This window comes from Zavarzinia sp., assembly GCF_049306435.1.
Classification (GTDB): Bacteria; Pseudomonadota; Alphaproteobacteria; order Zavarziniales; family Zavarziniaceae; genus Zavarzinia.
On record NZ_JBAQRT010000320.1, the window covers coordinates 1 to 22276 of the forward strand.

Annotated in this window: 22 protein-coding genes and 1 pseudogene; 10 read left to right on the forward strand and 13 right to left on the reverse strand. The window is 65.3% G+C overall.

Translation table 11 applies throughout. From position 1 onward, the window contains the following. The 3 genes and pseudogenes from WAZ62_RS17865 to WAZ62_RS17875 all read left to right on the forward strand — a co-directional run. Positions 1-509 (forward strand): annotated as a pseudogene (locus WAZ62_RS17865) (ABC transporter ATP-binding protein); the annotation flags it as partial. Next, a complete protein-coding gene (locus WAZ62_RS17870) occupies positions 502-1569 on the forward strand; it encodes an ABC transporter permease (protein WP_422644894.1) in 1068 nt (355 codons plus the stop codon). The pseudogene WAZ62_RS17865 and the gene WAZ62_RS17870, both read left to right, overlap by 8 nt. Next, positions 1569-2495, forward strand: a complete 927-nt coding sequence (locus tag WAZ62_RS17875; RefSeq protein ID WP_422644953.1) for an ABC transporter permease — start codon at positions 1569-1571, stop codon at positions 2493-2495. Before WAZ62_RS17870 ends, WAZ62_RS17875 begins: the two co-directional genes overlap by 1 nt. 3 nt (positions 2496-2498) lie before the next feature. Here the strand turns inward: WAZ62_RS17875 and WAZ62_RS17880 are convergent, their stop codons facing one another. Then, entirely contained in the window at positions 2499-3188 is a 690-nt protein-coding gene (locus WAZ62_RS17880; protein WP_109901449.1) for a GntR family transcriptional regulator, read from the reverse strand. Positions 3189-3356: 168 nt separating this feature from the next. Here WAZ62_RS17880 and WAZ62_RS17885 point away from each other — a divergent pair, with 168 nt between their 5' ends. Genes WAZ62_RS17885 through WAZ62_RS17895 form a run of 3 tightly spaced genes read left to right on the forward strand, consistent with a single transcriptional unit; the run spans position 3357 to position 5469 of the window. Then, positions 3357-4205, forward strand: coding sequence for a hypothetical protein (locus tag WAZ62_RS17885; RefSeq protein ID WP_422644895.1), 849 nt, complete (start codon positions 3357-3359; stop codon positions 4203-4205). Next, entirely contained in the window at positions 4202-4846 is a 645-nt protein-coding gene (locus WAZ62_RS17890) for a Rieske 2Fe-2S domain-containing protein (RefSeq protein ID WP_422644896.1), read from the forward strand. The genes WAZ62_RS17885 and WAZ62_RS17890 overlap by 4 nt, the downstream gene beginning before the upstream one ends. Further along, a complete protein-coding gene (locus WAZ62_RS17895; protein ID WP_422644897.1) occupies positions 4843-5469 on the forward strand; it encodes a glutathione S-transferase family protein in 627 nt (208 codons plus the stop codon). Before WAZ62_RS17890 ends, WAZ62_RS17895 begins: the two co-directional genes overlap by 4 nt. Here WAZ62_RS17895 and WAZ62_RS17900 read toward each other — a convergent pair whose 3' ends face one another. Further along, positions 5470-6687 (reverse strand): MFS transporter, encoded by a 1218-nt coding sequence (locus tag WAZ62_RS17900; protein WP_422644898.1) that lies wholly within the window; start codon positions 6685-6687, stop codon positions 5470-5472. Positions 6688-6771: 84 nt separating this feature from the next. Between WAZ62_RS17900 and WAZ62_RS17905 the strand changes: the two genes are divergently transcribed. Continuing rightward, positions 6772-7506: an MBL fold metallo-hydrolase gene (locus tag WAZ62_RS17905; protein WP_422644899.1), complete on the forward strand. Its 735-nt coding sequence runs from the start codon at positions 6772-6774 to the stop codon at positions 7504-7506. Positions 7507-7517: 11 nt separating this feature from the next. Here the strand turns inward: WAZ62_RS17905 and WAZ62_RS17910 are convergent, their stop codons facing one another. Then, positions 7518-8420: a phytanoyl-CoA dioxygenase family protein gene (locus tag WAZ62_RS17910; RefSeq protein ID WP_422644900.1), complete on the reverse strand. Its 903-nt coding sequence runs from the start codon at positions 8418-8420 to the stop codon at positions 7518-7520. Positions 8421-8641: 221 nt separating this feature from the next. On the opposite strand from WAZ62_RS17910, the gene WAZ62_RS17915 reads away from it, so the two are divergent. Beyond that, a complete protein-coding gene (locus WAZ62_RS17915) occupies positions 8642-9373 on the forward strand; it encodes a helix-turn-helix transcriptional regulator (protein ID WP_422644901.1) in 732 nt (243 codons plus the stop codon). Positions 9374-9392: 19 nt separating this feature from the next. Here WAZ62_RS17915 and WAZ62_RS17920 read toward each other — a convergent pair whose 3' ends face one another. From WAZ62_RS17920 to WAZ62_RS17940, 5 genes are read right to left on the reverse strand one after another with little or no spacing between them, the layout of a single operon-like run. After that, positions 9393-10454: a branched-chain amino acid ABC transporter permease gene (locus WAZ62_RS17920; protein WP_422644902.1), complete on the reverse strand. Its 1062-nt coding sequence runs from the start codon at positions 10452-10454 to the stop codon at positions 9393-9395. After that, positions 10451-11350 (reverse strand): branched-chain amino acid ABC transporter permease, encoded by a 900-nt coding sequence (locus WAZ62_RS17925; protein WP_422644903.1) that lies wholly within the window; start codon positions 11348-11350, stop codon positions 10451-10453. The genes WAZ62_RS17920 and WAZ62_RS17925 overlap by 4 nt, the downstream gene beginning before the upstream one ends. 18 nt (positions 11351-11368) lie before the next feature. Then, entirely contained in the window at positions 11369-12082 is a 714-nt protein-coding gene (locus WAZ62_RS17930) for an ABC transporter ATP-binding protein (protein ID WP_422644904.1), read from the reverse strand. Next, the gene (locus tag WAZ62_RS17935; protein ID WP_422644905.1) at positions 12082-13239 is read right to left on the reverse strand and encodes an ABC transporter substrate-binding protein; all 1158 of its coding nucleotides are present in this window, start codon (positions 13237-13239) and stop codon (positions 12082-12084) included. The genes WAZ62_RS17930 and WAZ62_RS17935 overlap by 1 nt, the downstream gene beginning before the upstream one ends. A 45-nt stretch (positions 13240-13284) precedes the next feature. Next, positions 13285-14097 (reverse strand): ABC transporter ATP-binding protein, encoded by an 813-nt coding sequence (locus WAZ62_RS17940; RefSeq protein ID WP_422644906.1) that lies wholly within the window; start codon positions 14095-14097, stop codon positions 13285-13287. A gap of 407 nt (positions 14098-14504) precedes the next feature. Between WAZ62_RS17940 and WAZ62_RS17945 the strand changes: the two genes are divergently transcribed. Further along, complete coding sequence (locus WAZ62_RS17945) at positions 14505-15863, forward strand: aspartate aminotransferase family protein (RefSeq protein ID WP_422644907.1); 1359 nt, start codon at positions 14505-14507, stop codon at positions 15861-15863. Positions 15864-15893: 30 nt separating this feature from the next. After that, entirely contained in the window at positions 15894-16961 is a 1068-nt protein-coding gene (locus tag WAZ62_RS17950) for an SDR family oxidoreductase (RefSeq protein ID WP_422644908.1), read from the forward strand. Here the strand turns inward: WAZ62_RS17950 and WAZ62_RS17955 are convergent. From WAZ62_RS17955 to WAZ62_RS17975, 5 genes are all read right to left on the reverse strand, one after another. Then, on the reverse strand, positions 16927-17697 hold the full coding sequence (locus tag WAZ62_RS17955) for a FadR/GntR family transcriptional regulator (protein WP_422644909.1): 771 nt from the start codon (positions 17695-17697) through the stop codon (positions 16927-16929). The two genes, WAZ62_RS17950 and WAZ62_RS17955, sit on opposite strands and share 35 nt — an antisense overlap. A 105-nt stretch (positions 17698-17802) precedes the next feature. After that, the gene (locus WAZ62_RS17960) at positions 17803-18981 is read right to left on the reverse strand and encodes an MFS transporter (protein ID WP_422644910.1); all 1179 of its coding nucleotides are present in this window, start codon (positions 18979-18981) and stop codon (positions 17803-17805) included. A gap of 76 nt (positions 18982-19057) precedes the next feature. Further along, the gene (locus WAZ62_RS17965) at positions 19058-20572 is read right to left on the reverse strand and encodes a PLP-dependent aminotransferase family protein (protein ID WP_422644911.1); all 1515 of its coding nucleotides are present in this window, start codon (positions 20570-20572) and stop codon (positions 19058-19060) included. Positions 20573-20576: 4 nt separating this feature from the next. Next, positions 20577-21413, reverse strand: coding sequence for an ABC transporter permease (locus WAZ62_RS17970; RefSeq protein WP_297686236.1), 837 nt, complete (start codon positions 21411-21413; stop codon positions 20577-20579). Continuing rightward, complete coding sequence (locus WAZ62_RS17975) at positions 21413-22273, reverse strand: ABC transporter permease (RefSeq protein WP_422644912.1); 861 nt, start codon at positions 22271-22273, stop codon at positions 21413-21415. The genes WAZ62_RS17970 and WAZ62_RS17975 overlap by 1 nt, the downstream gene beginning before the upstream one ends. Between the last annotated feature and the right edge of the window lie 3 nt (positions 22274-22276).

Sequence of the window (22276 nt, forward strand, 5' to 3'; positions counted from 1 at the left end):
GGCTTCGCACCATCCCGTCCGACCGTTTCGCCAGCGGCCTGGTCGGCGACCTGACGATCGCCGAGAACCTGTGCCTGACCGCGCTCGACAGTCCCGCCCTCAATCGCGGCTTCCTGCTGCGGCCGGGGGTGATGCGCCAGCGCGCGGCCGAGGCGATCAACCGTTTCGCCATCGCGGGCGCGGCGCCCGGACGCATCAGCCGGCTGCTGTCCGGCGGCAATGCCCAGAAGCTGATCCTGGCGCGGGAGATCGACGATCACCTGTCGGTGCTGGTCGCCCATTCGCCCACCCGCGGCCTCGACGTCAAGGCCTGCGACTTCGTGCATGACACGATCCGCGCCTCGGCCGCACGGGGCGCCGCCTGTCTGCTGATCAGCGAGGATCTGGAAGAAATCCTTACCCTGTCCACCCGCATCGCGGTCATTTGCGCCGGCCGCATCACGGGCGAACTTTCCATGCAGGAAGCCGATGCCGAGCGCATCGGCATGTTGATGATGGGCCATGTTTGACCGGATCACCCTCGTCCGCCGCCAGGATGTGCCCTGGACGGCGCGGACCGCCACTTTCCTCGGCGGCCTCGGCTTCGGCCTTGCGCTGTCCTGCGTGCTGCTGGTCGCGGCGGGCGTTCCGGCGGAAAGCCTGATCGACGAACTCGTCGTGCAGGTCTTCCTGTCGTCGGACGGCCTCGCCCAGACCGTGACCGCCGCCGCGCCCCTGATCCTCGTCGGTCTGTGTTCGGCGCTGGCGACGCGGGTGCGCTTCTGGAACATCGGGATCGAAGGCCAGTTGTGGCTGGGCGCCATCGCCGCCGCCGCCGTCGGCATCCTCGACATCGGGCCGGAGGCGATCCGCGTCTGGCTGATGATGCTGGCGGCGCTGGCCGCCGGCGCCCTGTGGATCGTGCCGCCGCTCGTCCTCAAGACCCGCTTCGGCGTTTCCGAGACGGTGCTGACCCTGCTTCTGTCCAATGTCGGTTTCCTCTGCGTCCAGCATCTGCTGTTCGGTGCCTGGAAGGATCCGAACAACGGCTTTCCGGTCTCGCCCCAGATGGGGCCGGCGGAACAACTCGCCCGCTTCGGCTGGGGCAATGTCGGCATGGGCACCGCGCTCGCCGTCGCCATCGCCCTTCTTGCCTATGTCTTCATCGACCGCAGTCGCATCGGCCTGCAGGCAAGGGCCATCGGCCTCAATCCCACGACGGCGCGGGCCGCCGGCCTGCCGGTGACGGCGACCATTACTCTCATGGTGCTGCTGTCGGGCGCGCTGGCCGGGCTTGCCGGCGGGGTGATCGTCGCCGGCACGGAATTCCGTCTGACCCAATATCTCGGCAATAATTATACCTTCAGCGGCATCACCATCGGCTTCCTCGCGCGCACCCATCCGCTGGGCGTCATCGTCGCCGCCTTCGGCGTCGGCGGCATGTTCACGGCGGGCTCGTCGCTGAAGGTCTTCTATGGCTTGTCGGACGCTGTCGTGGTGCTGATCCAGGGTATCGTGCTGATCTCGCTCCTGTCGGCGCAATTCTTCTCGACCTATCGGCTGTCGGTCGCGCGGCGGGGGGTGGCGTGATGCTGGAGTTCCTCGTCACCTGGCTGGCCTCGACGCCGACCTTCGCCACGCCGATCCTGCTCGCCTGCATCGGCCTCATCATCAGCGAGCGGGCGGGCGTCCTCAACCTCGGCGCCGAAGGCATGATGGCGGTCGGGGCCATGGCGGCGGTCGCCGTCACCCTGACCACCGGCAACCCCGGGGCCGGCATTCTGGCCGGCATCGGCGCGGGTGCCCTGCTCGGCCTCGTCTTCGGCCTTGCCGTCGTCGTGCTGCGCGCCGACCAGATCCTGGCCGGCCTTGCCGCCGTCGCCATCGGCCTTGGCGCGGCGGGGCTGATCGGCAAGCCCTATGTCCATACGACGGTGACCGGCGTCGCCAAACTGGCCATTCCCGGCATTTCCGACCTGCCGGTGGTGGGGCCGATCCTCTTCGCCCAGGATCCCTTCGTCTATATCGCCGTGGCGCTGGCCCTGCTCGGCTGGTTCTACCTGATGCGGACGAGGTCCGGCCTACGCCTGCGCGCCACGGGCGAGGACCCGGGCGCGGCCGATGTCGCCGGCGTCGACGTCCAGCTGACGCAGATGGCGGCGGTCGTGGTCTCGGGCGCGGCCTGCGGTCTGGCCGGGGCCTATCTCTCGGTCGTCGCCTCGCAGGTCTGGGTCGAGGGCATGGTGGCGGGCCGGGGCTGGATCGCCATCGGTCTCGTCATCTTCGCGCGCTGGAGCCCGCCGCGCGCCATCCTCGGCGCGCTGATCTTCGGTGGCGCCGATGCCCTGACGCCGCGCCTGCAGGCGATCGGGGCCGACGTTCCGGCCTATCTGATGATGATGATGCCCTATCTCCTGACCATCGCCGTCCTCGCCGTACCCGCCCTGCTTCACCGGGGCCGAAGCGCGGAGCCGGCCAGCCTCGGCCTGCCGTTCCTGCGGCAGGACCGGCGCTGACGGTCAGGCCGGAGTCGCGAGAAAGGGCGCGATGGCCTCGGCGAGGGGCAGAGGCCGCTTCGCCTCGCTCTCCTCGAGGAAGAAGCCCTTGACGATGACGCGGTTGTGCTCGGCGATCAGGTCCTGCGCCTTCTTCAGCTGGCGCTTCTCGATCAGGTCGAGGATGCGCAGGTGATCGTCGGCCAGGGCGCATTGGTCGAATTCGGAGCGGTAGATCGAATGCAGCAGCGTAACCCTTCGGGTCAACTGGGCATGCATGTCCTCGAGCACGCGATTGCCCGCGAGACGGACGAGGTCGAAGTGAAAGCCGATGCCGAGGTGATCGGAAAGCCCGTGGTTGCTGTCATGCGCCGCCTGCCGCTGCAATTCGGCCTGACGGCGGATGGCGGCCCAGGCCGTGGTGCCGACCCGGGTTACCGCGAGCGCGGCGGCGCCCTGCTCGATCACCGTCATCGCCTCGTAGATCTGCAAGGTTTCCTGCAGGCTGAGGCGGGAGACGAAGGCGCCCCGGTTGCGTTCGATCGTCACGAGGCCGTCCTCGGCCATGCGGATCAGCGCCTGACGGACGACGATGCGGCTGACACCCAGCGCCTCGGCCAGCTCGCGCTCTCCCAGTTTGGCGCCGGGCGTCAGGCGCTGGCCCATGATGGCGCGGGTGAGGATCGTGGCGATCTCGCCGGACCGGCTGCTCATGGCGGCGATGAAATCCTGCTGCTTGCGGACATGGCCCCTTGATCGCAGGAATGACGGGTCCGTTCAAGGGGATTGGCAAACCAAAGTGATCGATTCAGCGTAATTGAATCTCGATTTTGGAATCCAATTTATTATATATTGGATCCCAATATTGCGATGGAACCCGAGATGATCGAGACAGGCGGGATCGACCCCGATACATGGAACCGCTGGCATGTCGTCGGCTGTCACGACGAATTGCCGACCGATGGCCCCCGCACGACGCGGCTGCTGGGCAGGGCCATCACGGTCGCCCGCCGGGGTGCCGGGGCCGACGTTCGCCTTGGCGACGGGACGCCACTGCCGGCCCAGATCGCCTATGGTTATGTCTGGACGTCGCTCGGCACGCCCGGGCCGCTGTTCGAGCTGCCGGAATATGCCGAAGCGGATCGGCGCAACCTGAACGGTTGCAGCTTCGGCGTCCGTACCTCGCCGCCCCGCGCGATCGAGAATTTCCTCGACATGGCGCATTTCCCCTTCGTCCATACCGGCATCCTCGGCGAGGAAGACCATCCGGACGTGAAGGATTACGATGTCGCCATCAGCGCCGACGGGCGCGAGGTGGTGGCCAGCAATTGCCTGTTCTACCAGCCGAAGGCGGCCGCCGCCTCGACCGGCGGGGCCGAGGTCTCCTATCGCTACCGGGTGCCGCATCCCTGGTGCGCCGTCCTTTACAAGGACAGTCCGGTGAAGCCCGGGCGGATGGATGTGATCGCCCTCTTCATCCAGCCCTGCGGGGAGGAGGAGATCATCGCCAACCTCGCCCTGTTCATCCTCGACGACGATACGCCCCTGCCCGCGCTTCGCCGTTTTCAGCAGCAGATCTTCGTGCAGGACAAGCCGATCCTCGAGAACCAGATGCCGCGCCGCCTGCCGCTCTATCCAAGGGCGGACTCCCCGGTGCGGGCCGACAAGGCCTCCATCGCCTATCGCCGCTGGCTGCGCCAGCTCGGCACCACCTATGGGGTGCTGTCGTGAGCGGCGCCGGCTACCAACCCGTCGCCTCGTCCCGCGACCTCGTCGCCCGCCATGTCTTCCAGGCCTGCTTGTCGGGACAGGAGATCGCCCTGTGGCGGGCGGATGACGGCACGGTGAACGCCTGGGAAAACCGCTGCCCGCATCGGGGCGTCCGCCTCTCGCTCGGGGTCAATCTGGGCGACCGGCTGATGTGCCGTTACCATGGCTGGCGCTATGAAAGCGGCGGCGGCGCCTGCAGCCATATCCCCGCCCATCCCGAAGGGCCGATCCCGGCGACGCTCTGCGCGCGGCGCTTTCCCGTCGCCGAGGCGGGCGGACTGGTCTTCGTCGCGCTCGGCGATGAGGCACCGACCCTGCCCGCGCTGCCGGAAGACACCATCCCGCTGCGCGCCCTGCCGGTCAGCCGGCCGGCCGAAGCCGTCGCCGCCGCCCTCGTCGAGGCGGGTCTTGCCGCCGCCGCGCCGCTTCACTTCACCGAGACGCAAGACGGCGCCTCGATCCATCTGCTGATCCAGCCGGCGACGGATAAGACCTGCGTCGTCCACGGCCTGGCCGTCACCGCGGCGGAAGCCCTGCCGCTGCAACGGCACATGGCCCGGCTGATGGAAACCCGCCGCCGCCAGTGGGAGGCCCGGCCATGATCACGCTGCACGATTACAACCTCTCGGCCGAAGGCTATGCCGTCCGCCTGTTCCTGGCCCTGCTAGGGCAGGACTACAGCCTGGTGCCCGTCGAATATTACCCGGCGCGGGAGCACGAGGGGGAGGCGTTCCGCGCCCTGAACCCGCTGGCCAGCCTGCCCGTCCTGGTCGAGGGTGATCTCGTGCTGACCGAGGTTGCCGGCATCCTGACCTATCTCGCCGCCCGCCATGGCGGGGCCGATTGGTATCCGGCGGGCGATGCCGCGCAATGGGGCCGGATCGGCGACGGGCTGGCGCTGGCGGCGCGGCTGGCGGCTTCGGCCGGGGCGGTTCGCCTTGCCGACGGCATGATGCTGCCCCTCGATGGCGCGGCGGCGCGGGCGGAAGCGAAGCGCCTGTTGCGCGTGATCGACGAACGTCTGTGGTTCGGTGAGATGGCGGGGGACGATTGGCTGTGTCCCGGTCCCCGGCCCAGCATCGCCGATATCGCCTGCTTCCCGCACATCGTGCTGGCGGAGGAAGGCGATATTCCCCTGATCGACTATCCCGCCATCCGCCGCTGGCTCGACCGGGTGCGGCGTCTGCCGGGCTTCGTCGTCATGCCCGGGGTGTTCGGCGCCTGATCATTCCGCCGGGGAAGCGACGGCGCGGCCCTCGACCGGCAGCAGCAGGCAGAAGGCGGCGCTAATCCCGGCGAACAGGGCAAGGGCGACCAGCAACCCGTCGAGCGAGCCGGTCATGCGGTGGATCAGCGGCACAAGGCTGACCCCCAGGGACGAGACGCCCAGCGTCAGGACGAATTTCGCCCCGAAGGCCCGGCCGCGCCAGGCCGGCGGCGTATAGCGGGCGAGCAGCGAATTCTCCGCCGGCTGGCCGACGACATTGCCCGAGACCATGAGCACGGCAACGCCAACCAGCGCCGAGCCCGAAAGCGAGACCGCCAGCAGGATGAAGGGGATCTGCACGAGCTGGGCCGACAGGTAAACGACGCGGGGCGAGAAGCGATCCGCCAGCTCGCCGCCGATATACTGCGTGAGGGCGGAAACCAGATAGACGACGGACACCAGAAGCCCGATGCCGAAAGTGCTGTCGACAAGGCCCCCTGCCCGCTCCTCGAAGAGTTTCGGCAGGCCGACCGAGGTCGCCTGGAAGATCAGCCCGCTCATCAGCATGGTGACCGACAGCACCCAGAACGCCCGGCGGACGTCGCCCCGGCTAGGCGGCGCGCTCGGCGCTAGGTCATGGGGCGGATCGACGACGCGGCCCATGCGGATCAGCACCGAGAACCAGACACCGACGATCAGGGAAACAATGCCCGGCACGATGAAGGCCGAGCGCCAGCCGAAACGATCGGCGAGGAAGCCGGCGAGGACAGCCGCCGCCGCCGTGCCGAGCGAGCCGAAAATCCCGTTGATCCCCAGCGCCCGGCCCCGGTTGGTCGAGACCCGCACCAGCCAGGCGATGCCGACCGGATGATAGATCGAGGCGAAAAGCCCGATCAGCGTCAGCCCCACGGTGATGCCGGTCAATCCTTGCGCAAGGCCGGTCAGGATCGACGAGGCGCCAAGGCCGAGGAAGAACACCGCGATCATGCCCGGCGCGCTCCAGCGGTCGCCGAGCCACCCGGCCGGCACGGCGCCGAGGCCGAACATCAGGAACAGCGGGATCGAGGCGAAGGCCAGCACGTCGTAGCCAAGCCCCCAGTCCTTCTCGATCGACAACACCACCGTCGCGTAGAGCAGGGTGAAGAGATGCGAGAAACTATGGGCCACGCTGGAAAAGCCGAGGCCAAGGCGGGCGGAGGTCGGCGTGGCGGGGGATTGGGGCGCGGTCATCATCATGGCCGGAATGATGCGACAAGACCCACCATTTGTCCCCTGCCCGCTGTTCAGAGCACCATGCTATCGTCGTCATGAGAGGTGAAGATGGACAGGATCGCCCCCGGGGACTGGTATCGCGTGCAGCGTCTGGCGGATGATATCAGCCTGATCGACGAGCCCTTCATCGTGCCGTTCTATCGCTGCAACATATGGCATGTCCGGGGCCGGGAGCGCGATCTTCTGGTCGATTCCGGCATGGGTGTCGTCTCGCTGCGCGCCCATGTGCCGCTGGTCACGGAAAAGACCTGCGTCGCCGTCGCCAGCCACACCCATTTCGATCATATCGGCTGCCATCACGAATTCGGCCAATGCCTGGTTCATGCGGCCGAGGCGAAGATCCTGCGCCACCCGACAAGGGTCAATACGCTGATCGAGCCCTTCGTTTCCGACGACATCTTCACCGGCCTGCCGCCCGCGCCTTACGAGAGCCGGGCCTATAACGTCAAAGGTGTCGCCGCCCCCGGATTGATCGGGGACGGCGACGTGATCGATCTCGGTGACCGGCAATTCACCGTGATCCACACGCCCGGCCACTCACCGGGCGGCATCGCCCTCTTCGAGGCGGCGACCGGTGTCCTGATATCCGGAGATATCGTCTACGACGGCCCGCTGATCGACGAAGGCGAAGGCATCGACCGCGGGGCCTATGCCGCTTCCCTGCGGCATCTGCTGACCCTGCCGGTCAGTGTCGTTCATGGCGGTCATTTCCCGTCCTATGGCGGCGCGCGTCATCGACAGATCATCGAGGACTGGCTGCGCCGCTACGAGGCCGAGGGCTGACCGCGCCCGACTTACTCTCCCGGTTCGATCATTTCGATATCATTCATGAAGCCGGCGAGCTGGGTGCGCTTCTTCGTCGTCTCGGCCAGAATGCCGACATTATAGGGCACCCGCTTGTCCGGCTCGCGGATCGCAGTCATCGGGTCTTCGCCATCGCGCATATAACCCATCGAGAAGCAGCCGAGCTGATAGCCCATGACCTTGAGGAGATCGTCCGGCAGGGTGCGGGCAATCTCGATCGGGGTGGAGAGATACTGGTTCTCTTCCTGGCGCACCCAGCCCACGGCATAGGTGATGTTGATGGCCTGACGCAGTTTGTCCGACTTGTTCTCGCCCGCGCCGTGAAAGATCTTGCCGGTATAGAACAGGGCGGAGCCGCGCTTCATCACCGCCGGCACCGAATCCTCGATCGAATATTTCTTGCGGGTCGACAGATGGCTACCGGGCACGACGCGGGTCGCGCCCATCTCCTCGGTGTAATCGGTCAGGGCCCAGAGCAGGTTGCACTGGATTTCGTAATCGAGCGGGAACGGGAAGAAATCCCAGGCAACTTCATCCTGATGCAGTTTCTGCGCGGGCGAGCCGGGATAGACGCTGATGATCTGGGTCAGGTGCAGGCGGAAGGTCGAGGCATTCGCCAGCACCAATCCGGCGGTGCCGGTCACGGTCGGCAGCATGATCAATTCGCGCGCGGCCGGCGAGCGGGCGATAAGCGCCCCGGTCCGCTTGGTTTGCAGACCAAGGAAATTGTCGAGCCCATACATCGAATTGTCGACATAAGGCGCCATTTCGGCGGAGATTCGGTCCATCAGCGAACTGGGCGCCAGTTCATCGACGATACAATAGCCATTTTCCTTCATCGTCCTGGCGATGTCTTCAGGCTTTGCATCGGATGGCAGATGAATCAGGGACATGGACTTTCTCCCGGCCAATAAAGCGACTTCACGATACTAGGCCTTGTCGACAAAGGCGCGGTATCCATCCGAAGGTGGATGCGCCCGATTTATTTGCGTCCACCCCGAAGGCTTCCCGGGTGGCGGGCTGCGAAAGCCGTTCACAAAAGCCGCGCCCGGCCCTACTCTGACCATCTGGTTGCAGCGCAGCACACTTTCCGCTCCGGCAGGAGGTTAGGGTCATGGCTCAGCAGCAGGTCAACGGCGATGCCCCGATCGAGCAGATGATGCTCTTCGTGCATCGCAGTTTCGCGATCTCGTCGGTCGTCTTCTACTGGGTGGACGAGACGTCGGAGATGACCGATTTCCGGGCCGACGGGGCGCCGGGCGATTTCATGCACCGCTACATGGCGGGCATGAGGCAGCTCGACCCCTTGCTGGTCAGCCGGATATCGAGCCAGGGCAAGCGCATCGCCCGCCTGTCGGAGGAATGGCAGAATGTCTCCACCGACCAGGGCGATGCCTATCGGCATTTCCTCGGCGGTTACGGCATCGTCGACAATATCGATTTCGTCTTCTGGCACGAGGGCGCGCCGATCGCCGGCATCGGTCTTCTGCCCCGGGCACAGGACAATCCCGTCGATCTGCTGCGCCTCAACCTCGGCGCCATGCACCAGTATTTCGAGTTCAGCCTCAGCCTTCATCCGCGCCTGCGGGCCCGCCGCCTGCGCATGGACCTGCGCGACCGTTACCGCCTGTCCCCCCGGGAGATCCAGGTGGCGGCGCTGATCGGTGCCGGCGCCAGCAACACCGATATCGCCGAGATGCTGAACATCGGTGTCGCCACGGTGAAGACCTATGTCCTCGCCATTCTGTCCAAACTGGCGGCCGAGAACCGGGCCGGCATCGCCGCGATGACCGCCGGCCTCGGCATCGATGCCGGGGCCGACAGGATCGGTCTGCGCGGGATCTGACACCGACCCGCCCTCGCCCTCAAGCGGTCTGGGTTGCCGCCGCGGCGGCCTCGGCCGCCTTGGTCGCCCTTCGGTTGCGGACGATATCCTCGAATTCGTCGTCGCCCAGGATGCCGTCGCGGCGCAAGGTCATGCACAGCACGATGACCGCGCCGAGGAAGAAGCCGGTCAGGCCGAACATGGTCGGCAGCTTCAGGCCCAGCACCATGGGACCATTTTCCAGCGTCCGCGCGATTTCGGAGCCGATGGAGATCAACGCCGTGCCGACGATGACACCCGAAACCGAACGCATCCCGCCCAGGATGACCATGGCCATGATCAGGAAGGTCTGGGTGAAGTAGTAGCTGTTGGGGCCGATGGTGCCGAGATAGGTGGCGTGCAGCACGCCGCCGATGCCGACGAGGAAACCCGACAGGACCCAGGCCTTGAGGCGCAGCCGCTCGACCCGGACACCCATGGAGCGGGCGGCCAGCATGTTCTCGCTCGAGGCCCGCAGTTGCAGCCCGTCCTCGGAATCCCGGAAATATTTGGCGATGAAGATGACGACGGCGCTGGCCAGCATGGCCCAGGGCAGGCTGGAGGCGATCGGAATGCCGTAGAGGGAACGCGGCCCCCGCGTCAGGTCGATCCAGGCGTTGAACACGACATAGCAGATGACCAGCACGGCCAGCGTGAGGATTTCACCGGCGGCACCCGACACCCGCTTGATCAGCAGGCCTGAAACCCAGGCGAAGGCCACGGTCACCGCGAGCGCGATCAGGATCGCCGAGACGATATCGAACTGCACCAAGCCGAGGCCGAAGGGCGCATCCGGGATCTGCGACTTCTTGAGCGCGAGCGGAATGGTCAGGATCGCGACGACATAGGCGGAAATGCCCATGAAGGAGACATGGCCGAAACTGACCACGCCCGAATTGCCCATGAACACCTGAAGGCCGATGGCGACGACCAGGTTCATGAAGAACGTATAGGCGATGCGGACCTGATAGGCTTCGGCGAAGAAATAGATCAGCGTGCCGGCAATGGTCAGGACCAGGATGGGCAGGGCCGAATTGGCGGCGGTGCGGAGCAGATGGTTCATGCTTCCTTGTCTCCCAATTCGACTTTCCGGCCGAGAAGCCCCTGCGGAAAAGCCACGAGAACGAGGCCGACGACACCGAAGACGATGGCATCGCGATAGGCGGTGATTTCCTGCGGCAGGGTAACCTGCAGCAACACCTCGAAGACGCCGAGGGCGACGCCCCCGATCACGGCGCCCTGCAGCGAGCCAAGGCCGCCCAGCACGCAGGCGACGAAGGCCTTCAGCACGGGAACCGAGCCCATGAAGGGATCGACGGCGCCGCGCCGGCTGATGATGAAGACGGCGGCGATGCCCGCCAGAAGCCCCGAGATGATGAAGGCGGACTGGATCACCCAGTTGGCCTTGATGCCCATCAGGCGAACCGCCATGAAATCCTTGGACGCGGCGCGCATGGCCATGCCGATCGTCGTCTTCTTCAGGATGATCAGCAGGGTGGCGATGGCGATGGCGGTCACCACGGTTTCCAGCACCTGCAATGTCGGCACGGTGAGCGAGCCGATCTCGATCATCGACGACAGGAAGGCCGGGGTCTGCACCGGCTTTGGCCGGGTCGCGACGAAAATCACGAAGATGTTCTGGACGACGATCGAGACGCCGAAGGCGGTCAATATGCCTGTGTTGGTCGAAGCGTTGCGGATCGCCCGGAACGCCACCTTCTCGAAGATGATGGCGGCGAGGGCCGCGCCACCGATGCCGATGGGCAGGGCCATCCAGGGATTGGGCAGCCAGGTCGTCGCGGCGAAGAACATGGCGTAGCCGGCGACGGTGATCAATTCGCCATGGGCGAAATTGACGAGGCCGATGATCGAAAAGACGATGGCGAGGCCAAGGGCCAGCAACGCATATTCGCTGCCGACGCTGAGCGCGTTCACCAATTGCTGGATGAAATATTCCATGGTGTATCCGCGCTCCCGTCAATGAACCCCGGAGCCGAGATAGGCTTCCATGAGGTCTTCGGAATCGACCATCACCTTGGCGTCGCCTTCATAGACGAGGGCGCCGCTGGCCAGGATATAGCCGCGATCGGAGATGCTGAGGGCATCGGTGGCGTTCTGCTCCACGACGAGCATGGTCAGGCCGTCGCGCTTCAGGTCCAGCATCAGCTCGAAGATACGGTCGACGATGCGCGGCGCAAGACCGAGCGACGGCTCGTCCAGCATCAGGAGCCTCGGGCGCGACATCAGCGACCGGGCGATCGCCAGCATCTGCTGCTCGCCACCCGACAGGGTCTTGGCGGTCTGGTGGTAACGCTCGCCGAGGATCGGGAACATCTTCAGATATTTCTCGATATCGGCGGCGACACCGTCGCGGTCCTTGCGGGTGGCGGCGCCGAGGTGAAGATTCTCGGCGACGGAAAGGTCGGCGAAGACGCGGCGCCCCTCGGGGGTCAGGGTCAGGCCCATGGCGACCACCGCTTCCGCCGGCTTCTTCGTGATGTCGGTGCCCTCGAAGCGGATGGTGCCACCGGCGACGGGCAGGATGCCCACCGCCGCCGACACGAGGCTGGACTTGCCCGCCCCATTGGGGCCGAGAAGGGAGACGATCTCCCCCTTCTCGACCCGGAGGCTGACGCCCCGCACCGCCTTCACGACACCGTATTGGACGGTGATGTTCGACAGCTCCAGCATCAGGGCGCCGGCACGTATTCAGGCAGGATGTCCTGGATCTTGGAGAACTTGCCGTTCACCACTTCGACCACCGCCATGCGCTTGATCGGCACGCCACCGCGATCCTTGTAGGTGATCGAGTCGGTGGTGATACCTTTCATGTCCTTGATTTCCTTGATCGCGGCATTGACGGCGGCCGGATCGGCACTGCCCGCCGCCTCGATCGCGGTCTTGATCACCAGGATGGATTCGCCGGCAAGGCCGAAGAAGATGTTCTGGATCTTGTAACCGCGCTTGGTGCAGTCGGCGTAGAATTCCTCGAGCGCGGAACCCGGGGCCGGGAAGCCGTGGGTCACGAACTTGATCATCTTGGCGCTCTCGCCGGCGATCTCGAGAATGCCCGGGTCGTCATAGCCGTCGGTGCCCATGAAGGTGATCTTGTCGAGGCCGGCCGCCATGAACTGGCGCGGGAAGACGGCGCCGTCCGGGGTGATGAAACCGCCGAAGATGACGTCGGGCTTCGGATCCATGGCCTGGATCTCGGCCAGCTGGGCGCGATAATCCGACAGGCCGGTGTTGTAGTTGATGCGCTTCAGCACCTTGCCGCCCAGATGCTCGAACGCCACGCCGAAATATTCCGGCGTCGCGAGACCATAGGAGCCGATGTCGCGGGTGATCATCAGCACGGCGTTCTTGTAGCCCTGCTTGATGGCATATTCGGCGGCGGCACCGGCCGAGAGATTGTCGCCGTAGGGCACGAGATAGGCATTCTCCGGGCTCGCCGCCGGGAACTGGACCTGGGTCGAGGCGACGGAAAGCACCGGAATGCCGTGCGGCAGCGCGAGCGCCGCGATCGGGATCGAGGTATCGTCGGACGGCGGCGACAGGATCGCCGTCGCGCCCATGTCGATCAGCTCCTGCCCGGCGGTCGCGGCCATGACCGCGTCCGATTTCATGTCGCGGGCCTCGAGGCGCAGCTTGCGGCCGAGCACGCCGCCCTTCTCGTTGATGCGGTCGATCTCGCACTGGGCGCCATCGACGCTGTCATAGGGCGCGTACATGCCCGTCACCGCGGCGGCGTAACCGATGATGATGTCATCGGCGGCCTGTGCCGAAAGCGGCGAGAGGCTCGCAAGGCCCAGCGATGTCGCCAGCGTGAGTACACAATACCGTTTCATGACCGAACCCCTTGTTAGCCCCAGGAAGGTGGATGACAACCCTTGTTACTTGCGCGCCTTGCGCCCGAGATAGACTTCGATCACCCGCTCGTCATGGCGCACCTCTTCGGGCGGGCCGCTGACGATGACGGCGCCGAGATGCATGACGTAGAGCAACTCGCTGACTTCCATGATGAACTTGAGATCGTGTTCGATGACGACGACACCGCAGCCGAAACGGTCGCGGATCATCCGCACCGAGCTGATCAGCGCGTGGGATTCCTGTTCGTTCATGCCGGCGGCCGGCTCGTCCAGCAGGATGATGCGCGGCGCCAACGCGAGGGCGCGGGCGATTTCCACGCGGCGCTGATGACCATAGGGCAGATGCCCCGCCTTCAGATCGGCCATGGCCGAGAGGCCGAGCAGGTCGAGGATTTCATCGACATTCGGCGCCGCCACCCCTTCCCGCTTCAGGCGGCGGAAGGTGATCGAAGCGACCTCGACGTTTTCGCGCACGGTCAGGCGCTTGAACAGGCGGATGTTCTGGAAGGTGCGGGCGATGCCCGCCTCGGCGCAGGTCTCGGGCGAGGTCGCGCCCAGCGGCACGCCGCCCAGATAGACATTGCCGGCCGAAGGCGTCAGCGTGCCGGAAATCAGGTTCATCAGGGTCGTCTTGCCGGCGCCATTGGGGCCGATCAGACCGACGATCTGGCCAACTTCGCAGGCCAGGGTCACGTCCCGCACGGCGTAGACGCCGCCGAACTGCTTGGTGACATTGTCGACAAAAAGCCCGGTCCCCCGGTCGACGACAGCCAGGGGCGGTTGCTCCGGGCCTTCCGATGCCTGTTCGGCGACATCCGCCTTACGAAGTGCTTTCAACGCCTGTACCTCACGCCAGATGGGCCTGCGCCCTCCGTCATTGGCCTGATTGTCAGACCATTACCGAACGGGTGTCAATCCCTCCGCCACAGTTGTTTCATGAATTGGGCGCCGAATTCCGCCCAGAACGGTTAACCTTAAGGATGAATATTGTCGTAATTCTCCAGAAATCCACCTTTTGGTGGATCCTCCACCAAAAGGTGGAGGCCAATACTGGTATTTTAATATTGACGCATTGACGGCTTATCCGGCTCCATACCGCGGTATCCAATTGTCAGGGCGAGCGTAATTCGGCGAGCCGGCCAGAGTTGGCATTTCGCCCCATGCGTTAATGGTCCCACAAACATACCTATGACGCGAAAAACCGCCGCCCCGCTCTTTCGTCGACCCTGAGGAGGGACAAGCCCGTGTTGAAAGCGTTGCCCAAGAATGATCTGGCCAGCCAGGCGATCGACCACTGCATCTTCCCGATCATCGATGCCGCCGACGTGAAGCGCGACGGTCCGGTGGTCATCGCCTCGGGCAAGGGCATGACCATCACCGATGGCGCGGGCGTCGACTATCTCGACATGATCAGCGCCTATACGCGGGCCAATTCGCTCGGTTATGGCAACGAGGAAATCGCCAAGGCGGTTTACGACCAGCTCTGCAAGATGCATTACGCCGGCACCGTCAACATGGTGACCGCGCCCATGGTGCAACTGGCCAAGTCACTTTCGGAGCTGCGGCCCGAGGCCAATCTGTCGCGCGCCTTCTTCGTCTCCGGCGGCTCGGAAGCCGTCGAATCGGCGGTGAAGATCGCCAAGCAGTATCAGATCGGCAGTGGCAAGAAGCCCCATGCCTACAAGATCATCGCGCGCTGGAGCGCCTATCACGGCGCGACCGCGGGCGCGATGGCGCTGACCGATCACCTGTCGGTGGCCCAGACGCCGGATCCAAGGATGCCCGGCGTCTCGAAGATCCCGAACCCGACCTGCTATCGCAATCCCTTCGGCATGGGCGATGAAGAATACGCGATGTTCTGCGCCGATTATCTGGAGCAGCAGATCATTCACGAGGGGCCGGAACTGGTCGCCGCCTTCATCGGCGAGCCGCTGATGCAGGCCAATGGCGCCCAGGTGCCGAGCAAGGCCTATTGGCAGCGCGTGCGCGAGATCTGCGACAAATACGGCGTCCTCCTCATCATCGACGAGGTCATCTGCTGCTTCGGCCGGACCGGCAAATGGTTCGCCGCCGAACATTTCGACCTGATGCCCGACATCACCACGATGGCGAAGGCCCTGTCCGCCGGCTATGCCCCGATCGGCGCCGTGCTCACAAGGCCCGACATCGCCGACGCGATCGAGCATTTCCGCCATGTCCATACCTTCTCGGGCCATGCCGGTTGCGCCGCCGCCGCCAATGCGGTGATCGAGATCAAGCAACGCGAGCGGCTGATCCCCAAGGCGCTGGAAAACGGCGTCTATTTCAAGGCCGGCCTCGTCGAAGCGCTGGGCGAATTGCCGGTGGTCGGCGATATCCGCGGCCTCGGCCACTGGCACGCGATCGATTTCACCAGCAACCGCAAGACCAAGGCGCTGCCCGATCCGAAGATGGTCAAGGGCATCGCCGACAAGATGCGCAGCCTCGGCATCCTGGTCGGCGCGGCGGGCACGGCGATCGAAGTGGCGCCGGCCCTGATCGCCTCCCGCGCCGATTTCGACCGCACGATCGCCGCCTTCAAGCAGGCGATCACCACCGTGTCCAAGGATTATGATATCGCCTGATCGGGCGGTTTTTCAGGCGAGAGAATATTCATGGCAGCAGCAAGCAAGGACGGTCGCCGCACGGCGATCGTCTCGGGTGGTCTTGGCGTCATCGGCCGCAATCTGGTCGATCATCTGTCCGAAAGCGGCGACTGGGACATCATCGCCCTGTCGCGCCGGGGCACGGATTTCGAGAGCAAGGCACGCTATGTGCCGATCGATCTGCTCGATCCCGTCTCGTCCAGGGAAGTCCTCGCGCAGTTCACCACTGTCGACTGCATCTTCCACGCCGCCTATCAGGAGCGAAAGGACCCGGCCGAACAGGTTTCGGCCAATCTCGGCCTCTTGCGCAATCTGGTGACCGGGGTCGCCGCCGCCTCCCCCGGATTGTCGCGCGTCGTGCATTACGAAGGCGCGAAATATTACGGCGTCCATCTCGGCGCCTTCCCGACCCCGGCGAAGGAATCCGACGCCAGGCACATGCCGCCCAACTTCTATTACGACCAGGAAGACTGGCTGAAGGAAGCGTCACAGGGCCAGTCGTGGGATTATGTCGTGCTGCGGCCCGATGTCGTCTGCGGCTTCGCCGTGGGCAGTCCGATGAGCCTCGTCACCGTGCTCGCGGTCTATGCCGCGATCAGCAAGGAGTTGGGCCTGCCGCTGAAATTCCCCGGCACGGCGGATTGCTACACCCGCCTCGCGCAGGTGACCGACGCCGGCCAGCTGGCCGCGGCCTCGGCCTGGGCGATCGGCAACGCCACGGGTGGCGAGGCCTACAATGTGACCAATGGCGACCTGTTCCGCTGGAATCAGCTGTGGCCCGCCCTCGCCCGCATGTTCGACATGGAGGTGGGCGGGGTCCAGACCATCAACCTGACCGAATTCATGGCCGACAAGGCGCCGGTGTGGCAGCGCATCGTCGAAAAGCATGGTCTGCGGAACATACCTTACGAAAAAATCGCCGCCTGGGGCTTCGGCGACTTCGTGTTCCGCTGCGATTTCGACGTGATTTCCAGCATGACCAAGATCCGCCTGGCCGGCTTCAACGACATGGTCGACAGCGAGGCGATGTTTCAGCGCCTGTTCACGGGGCTGCGCGAGCGTCGCGTGATCCCCTGAGCAACACGGCATCATCCTCCAGGAAGGCGATGATCGCCTTCTTGGTGGAGTCGATGTGACGCTGCATCATCGCCTTCGCCCGCTCGTCGTCGCGATCGAAAATCGCATCGAAGATGTTGCGGTGGAAGACATCGGCGTCGCTGCGCGACTGGATGAAATAGCCGCCGAAGGGCAGGAACATCTCGCGCCTTATATCCTCGACCGCCTTGGCCAGCATGGAATTGCGCGCGGCCAGGGCGATTTCCATGTGAAATTCCGTATCGGCGGCATTGAAGACCTGGGCGCTTTCGACCCGGTTCAGGTCCGACAGCTTGGACTGTTCCATCCGCTGCATGGCCGCCTCGAGCCGGGCCAGGTCATCGTCCGTCCGGCGGCAGGCGGCGAGTTCCGCCGCCGCGCCTTCGATCACCAGGCGGAAATCCATCAATTCGTTCAGATGGGCGCGCTGGCGCCGGATCCAGGCGCGCAGCTCGACCGGATCCTCGACCTGGGAATCGCGGACGACGAGGCCGCCGGTCGCGCCGCGCCGAACCTCGATCAGGCCGCTGTCCTGCAACAGGCGCACCGCCTCGCGGATCGTCGAGCGCGAGACGGACAATCTCTCGGCCAGAACGCGTTCGGGGGGGAGCTTCTCGCCGGGCAGGAACAGGCCGAGCTGGATGCACCGCTTGATCTGTTCCATCGCCAGTTCATGGGCCGCCGGCTGGCTGATCGGCCCGATAAGCTCTTCCCGCAATTCGACGCCTCCCCGGGCAGCCCCCCTGCCCTCACGAAACCGTGACTTCAGCCGCCATTATAGGAAATCGTCCCCCAGCATTGCACGCGGCATGTTGAGCCCGTCTCACGTCGGCGATGTCGCCAGCACCGGCGCCGGGCTCTTGCGGAAATCGAGGCGCCAGGACCACAGGGCGACGCCAAGGGCGATCAGGGCCAGCAGGACCCCGATCCAGGCGATATCGCCATAGCCGACACCCCCCGTGATCGCGATGCCGCCAAACCAGGCACCACTGGCATTGCCGAGGTTGAACGCCCCCTGATTGAGGATCGAGGCGAGATTGGGCGCCCCCACCGCCTCGCGCACCACGCGGAGCTGCAAGGGGGAGATCAGGGCGAAGGCGGTGCCGCCCCAGATGAAGACCGTCGCCACCGTCGGCCAGAACATCGAGGTGACCAGGCCGAAGACCGTCAGAATGGCGGCGACCGCGACGAAGCCGCCCACCACCGTCGGCATCAGGCTGCGATCCGCGAGGCGACCGCCGACGAAATTGCCGATCGTCAGCCCGACACCGAAGATCAGCAGGACATAGGTGACGACCTGGGGCGTCACATTCGTTACCCGCTCGAGAATGGGGGCGATATAGGTCAGCACGCTGAACAGGCTGGCCGAGGCCAGCACGGAGAGCAGCATGGCGAGATAGACCTGCAGCCGGGCGAGGCTGCGCACCTCGCGCATCAGGCTGCCGGTGACGACGGTCAGATTATGCGGCAGCCAGGCCCAGAGCGCGATGGCGGCGACAATGCCGATGCCGGTGACGGCATAGAAGGTCGAGCGCCAGCCGAAGGCCTGGCCAAGGGCGGTGCCGAAGGGCACGCCCAGGATATTGGCGATGGTGAGGCCGGCGAACATCATGGCGATGGCGCTGGCCTGGCGATGCGGCGCCACCACCTCCCCGGCGACGACGGCGCCGAGGCCGAAGAAGGCGCCATGGCAGAAGGAGGTGAGAATGCGCGCGGCCATCAGGCTCCCGTAATCCGGGGCCAGGGCGCAATAAAAATTGCCGGCGATGAAAATCCCCATCAGGCCCAGCAACACCTGCCGCCGGGGCATTCGCGCCGTCAGGAGGCCGAGAATAGGCGAGCCGAGCGCGACACCGAGGGCATAGCCCGAGACCAGCATGCCCGCCTGCGGCACCGTGACCGACAGATCGCGCGAGACATCGAGCAGCAACCCCATGATGACGAATTCCGTCGTGCCGATGCCGAAGGCCGCCAGCGCCAATGCGATCAATGGTAGAGACATGAAGACCCCATACGCCACAGATTGGAACAATTCGATTCAAAGCGTGACACGCCCCGTTTCACGCGACCATTGAGCTTCACGCAATGTTGCATTGCGGCATCATTCCGCTGATCACCCAGCGCAAATGCCGCGCGCCATCGTCGATCTGGGCCGGCGTGAAGGCTCCGAAACCGAGGATCATGCGCGGGTCCGGCCGCTGGCCCTGGGTGTGGAAGGACACGGGCATGACCTCCAGCCCCTCGGCCGCCGCCGCCCGCGCGATGGCGATCGCGTCGAAACCAGGCCGCAGGGTCGCCAGCAGTTCCATGCCGGAATCCGAGGGCTCGGCGGTCATATAGTCGCCGAGGTCGCGCGCCACGGCTTCCAGCAGGGATGCCTGGCGCTGGACATAGAGTTTGCGCATCCGCGCGACATGGGCGGCGAAATGCCCCTCGGCCATGAAGTTGGCGACCAATATCTGGTCGAGGATGGGCGAATAGCGCCCGACGACGGTGCGCGCGGCGACGAAATATTCGATCAGGGCATCGGGCACCACGGCATAGCCGAGGCGAAGCGCGGGAAACAGGCTCTTCGAGAAAGTGCCGAGATAGATCACCCGTCCTTCGGTATCGAGGGCCTGCAACGGCGGCAGCGGCCGGCCGCCGTAGCGGAATTCGCTGTCGTAATCATCCTCGATGATCCAGCTGTCATGGCCCCTGGCCCAGTCGAGCAATTGCGTTCGCCGCTCCAGGCTCATGGCCATGCCGAGGGGATATTGCTTCGACGGCGTAACGTAAGCGAAGCGGGCATCGGGGAAGGCGGCGAGGCCGGCGGCGACATCGATACCCTGATCGTCGACCGGCACCGGACAGGGATGGGCGGAAGCCGCCGTGATCGCGGCATAGGCGCCGTCATAGCCCGGATCCTCGCACCAGGCGCGGTCGCCGGGCATCAGCAGCAGCCGGCAGGCGGTATCGGCGGCGTGCTGCACCCCGGCGAAGATGACGACATTGGCGGCGCTGCAATGGACGCCTCGCGACAGGGCGAGATGTTCGGCGATACATTCGCGCAAAGGGTGATAGCCCTGCGGATCGCCCTCGCCCAGCAGATGGCTGGCGGCGCTGGCATCCATGCGCCGGAACAGGTTCATGGTCAGCTTGGCCCAGAGCTGGACCGGGAAGGCATCGACCGCCGGGAAATTGGCCCGGAAGGCGACCGGCCGGCGCATCCGGCGAAAGGTCTCCGGCACATCCGAGAAGCGGGCGAAACTGCGCCCCCGGTCGAGGCTGGAGGCTGCCGGCAGCACCGGATTGATCCGGGGCGCCGGCCGCGCCTTGCGGGCAAGCCCGGGCGGGCTGCGCGAGACATAGGTGCCCGAGCCGGTCTGCCCGTCGAGGTAACCTTCTGCGATCAGCTGCTCGAACACCAGCATCACCGTGTTGCGCGAGACGCCGAGAAGCTCGGCCAGGGCCCGGCTGGACGGCAGGCGGGCACCCGGCTTCAGCGCGCCGGCCGTGATCTCGGCGACGAGACGCGACTGGATCTGCCGGTGCAGCGGCGCGCCGCCGCTGCGTTGCAGGTCGAAGGCGAGGGCATCGAGCAGCGGCGGCATCGGGTCAGATCGCGCTGCGATCCCGCTCCGGCTTGTGGCCGAAGCGGACGGCGCCCGTGCGCATCAGGATGAACATGATGCCCAGCACGGCGAAGACCAGCACGTTGACACCGCTGGCGAGGGCATAGAGTTCCGGCTTGATGCCGTAACGCAGGGCGCCCCAGGCGACCGAAGGCAGGGTCGGCGTCGCGCCGAGGAGATAGAAGGAAATCTCCAGATTGTTGAAGGCCATGATGAAACAGACGATGAAGGCCCCGAACAGCCCCGGCCAGATCAGCGGCAAGGTCACCTCGAAGAAGGTGCGCAAGGGTGTCGCGCCGAAGACCATGGCCGCATCGTCCAGCCGCCAGTCATAGCGATACAACTGGGTCGCGATGATCAGCAGCGCATAGGAGAAGCAGTGGACGGTGTTGGCCAGGATGGCCGAGATCAGATTGCCGCCCAGTTGCAGGAACAGCCCGTTGAAGATCAGCGACGACAGGCCGAGCAGAACCTCGGCGACGAAGAGCGGCGCGATGAACAGGATGAGGAATTTCACCGTGTGTCGCCCGGCGTGGCGCAGCAGGCCCATGGTGGCGAGACAGGCCAGCAGCGTGGAGAGCAGCGCCGTCAACACGCCGATCAGCAGCGAATTGCCGAGGGCGGTCTGATAGAGCGTGTTTTCCGCCAGCCTCTCGAAGGTCGCCCAGGTCAGCTTGGGCGGATAGGGGAAACTGTAATTCTGCGAGACCGAGCCGAGACCGATATGGATGATCGGCAGATAGAGGAACAGATAGCAGAGCACCATGGTGCCGATCAGGGCCGGCTTCTGAAGTTTGCGCGCGATATTGCCCGTCGCCATCACGATCTCCCGAAGCCTGTAAAGCCGCTGCGCCGCAGGTCGACGAAACGAAAGACCAGAAGCACGCCGCCGATCGACAGCAGGAACAGGACGACGCCCATGGCCGCGCCCAAGGCCCAGGTGCCGGATTCGCCGAACTGCTGCGCCAGCGCCATGCCATAGAGCGTGCCGCTCGGCCCGCCGAGGAAGCGGGGCACCAGGGTCGCCGACAGACAGGGCACGAAGCAGAGGGCGAAGCCGATGAGCGAGCCGAAGAGGTTCAGCGGCCAGGTCACCTCGACGAAGCCGCGGAACGGCCCCGCCCCGAAGATGCGCGCGGCGTCGATCAGGCGCATGTCGAAATTGAGCAGCGAGAGATAGATGACCGTGACCACGATCGGCAGATACAGGTAAACAAGGCCGATGGCGCTGGCGATATTGGTATACATGATGAAGCGAAGCGGCGCCGCGCCCAGCGCCATCAGGACGCCGTTGAGCAGGCCGAGCGGCCCGAGCAGGCCCTGCAGCGCGATCACCCGCAGCACTTCGCCGGTCAGGAACGGAATGGCGAAGCCGAGCGAGAGCAGCAGCTTGTAGCGCCCGCCATGGACGATGACGCCGTAAGCGACCGGCCAGGCGATGGCGACACAAAGCGTGGAGACGATCACCGCCATGACGAGGGAACGGATCAGGAAGGTGACATAGGCCCCCGCCGTGGCGACGACATAGTAATTGTCGACATTCCAGTCCTGGATGATGTGGTAATTCTCGGTGCGCCAGAAGCTGAGCACGATCATCGAGACCAGCGGCAGCACGAACAGCAGGACGAGAAAGACCGACGGCACCCCGAGGAAGATCCACGCCCTCGGGTCGCGGGACATGCG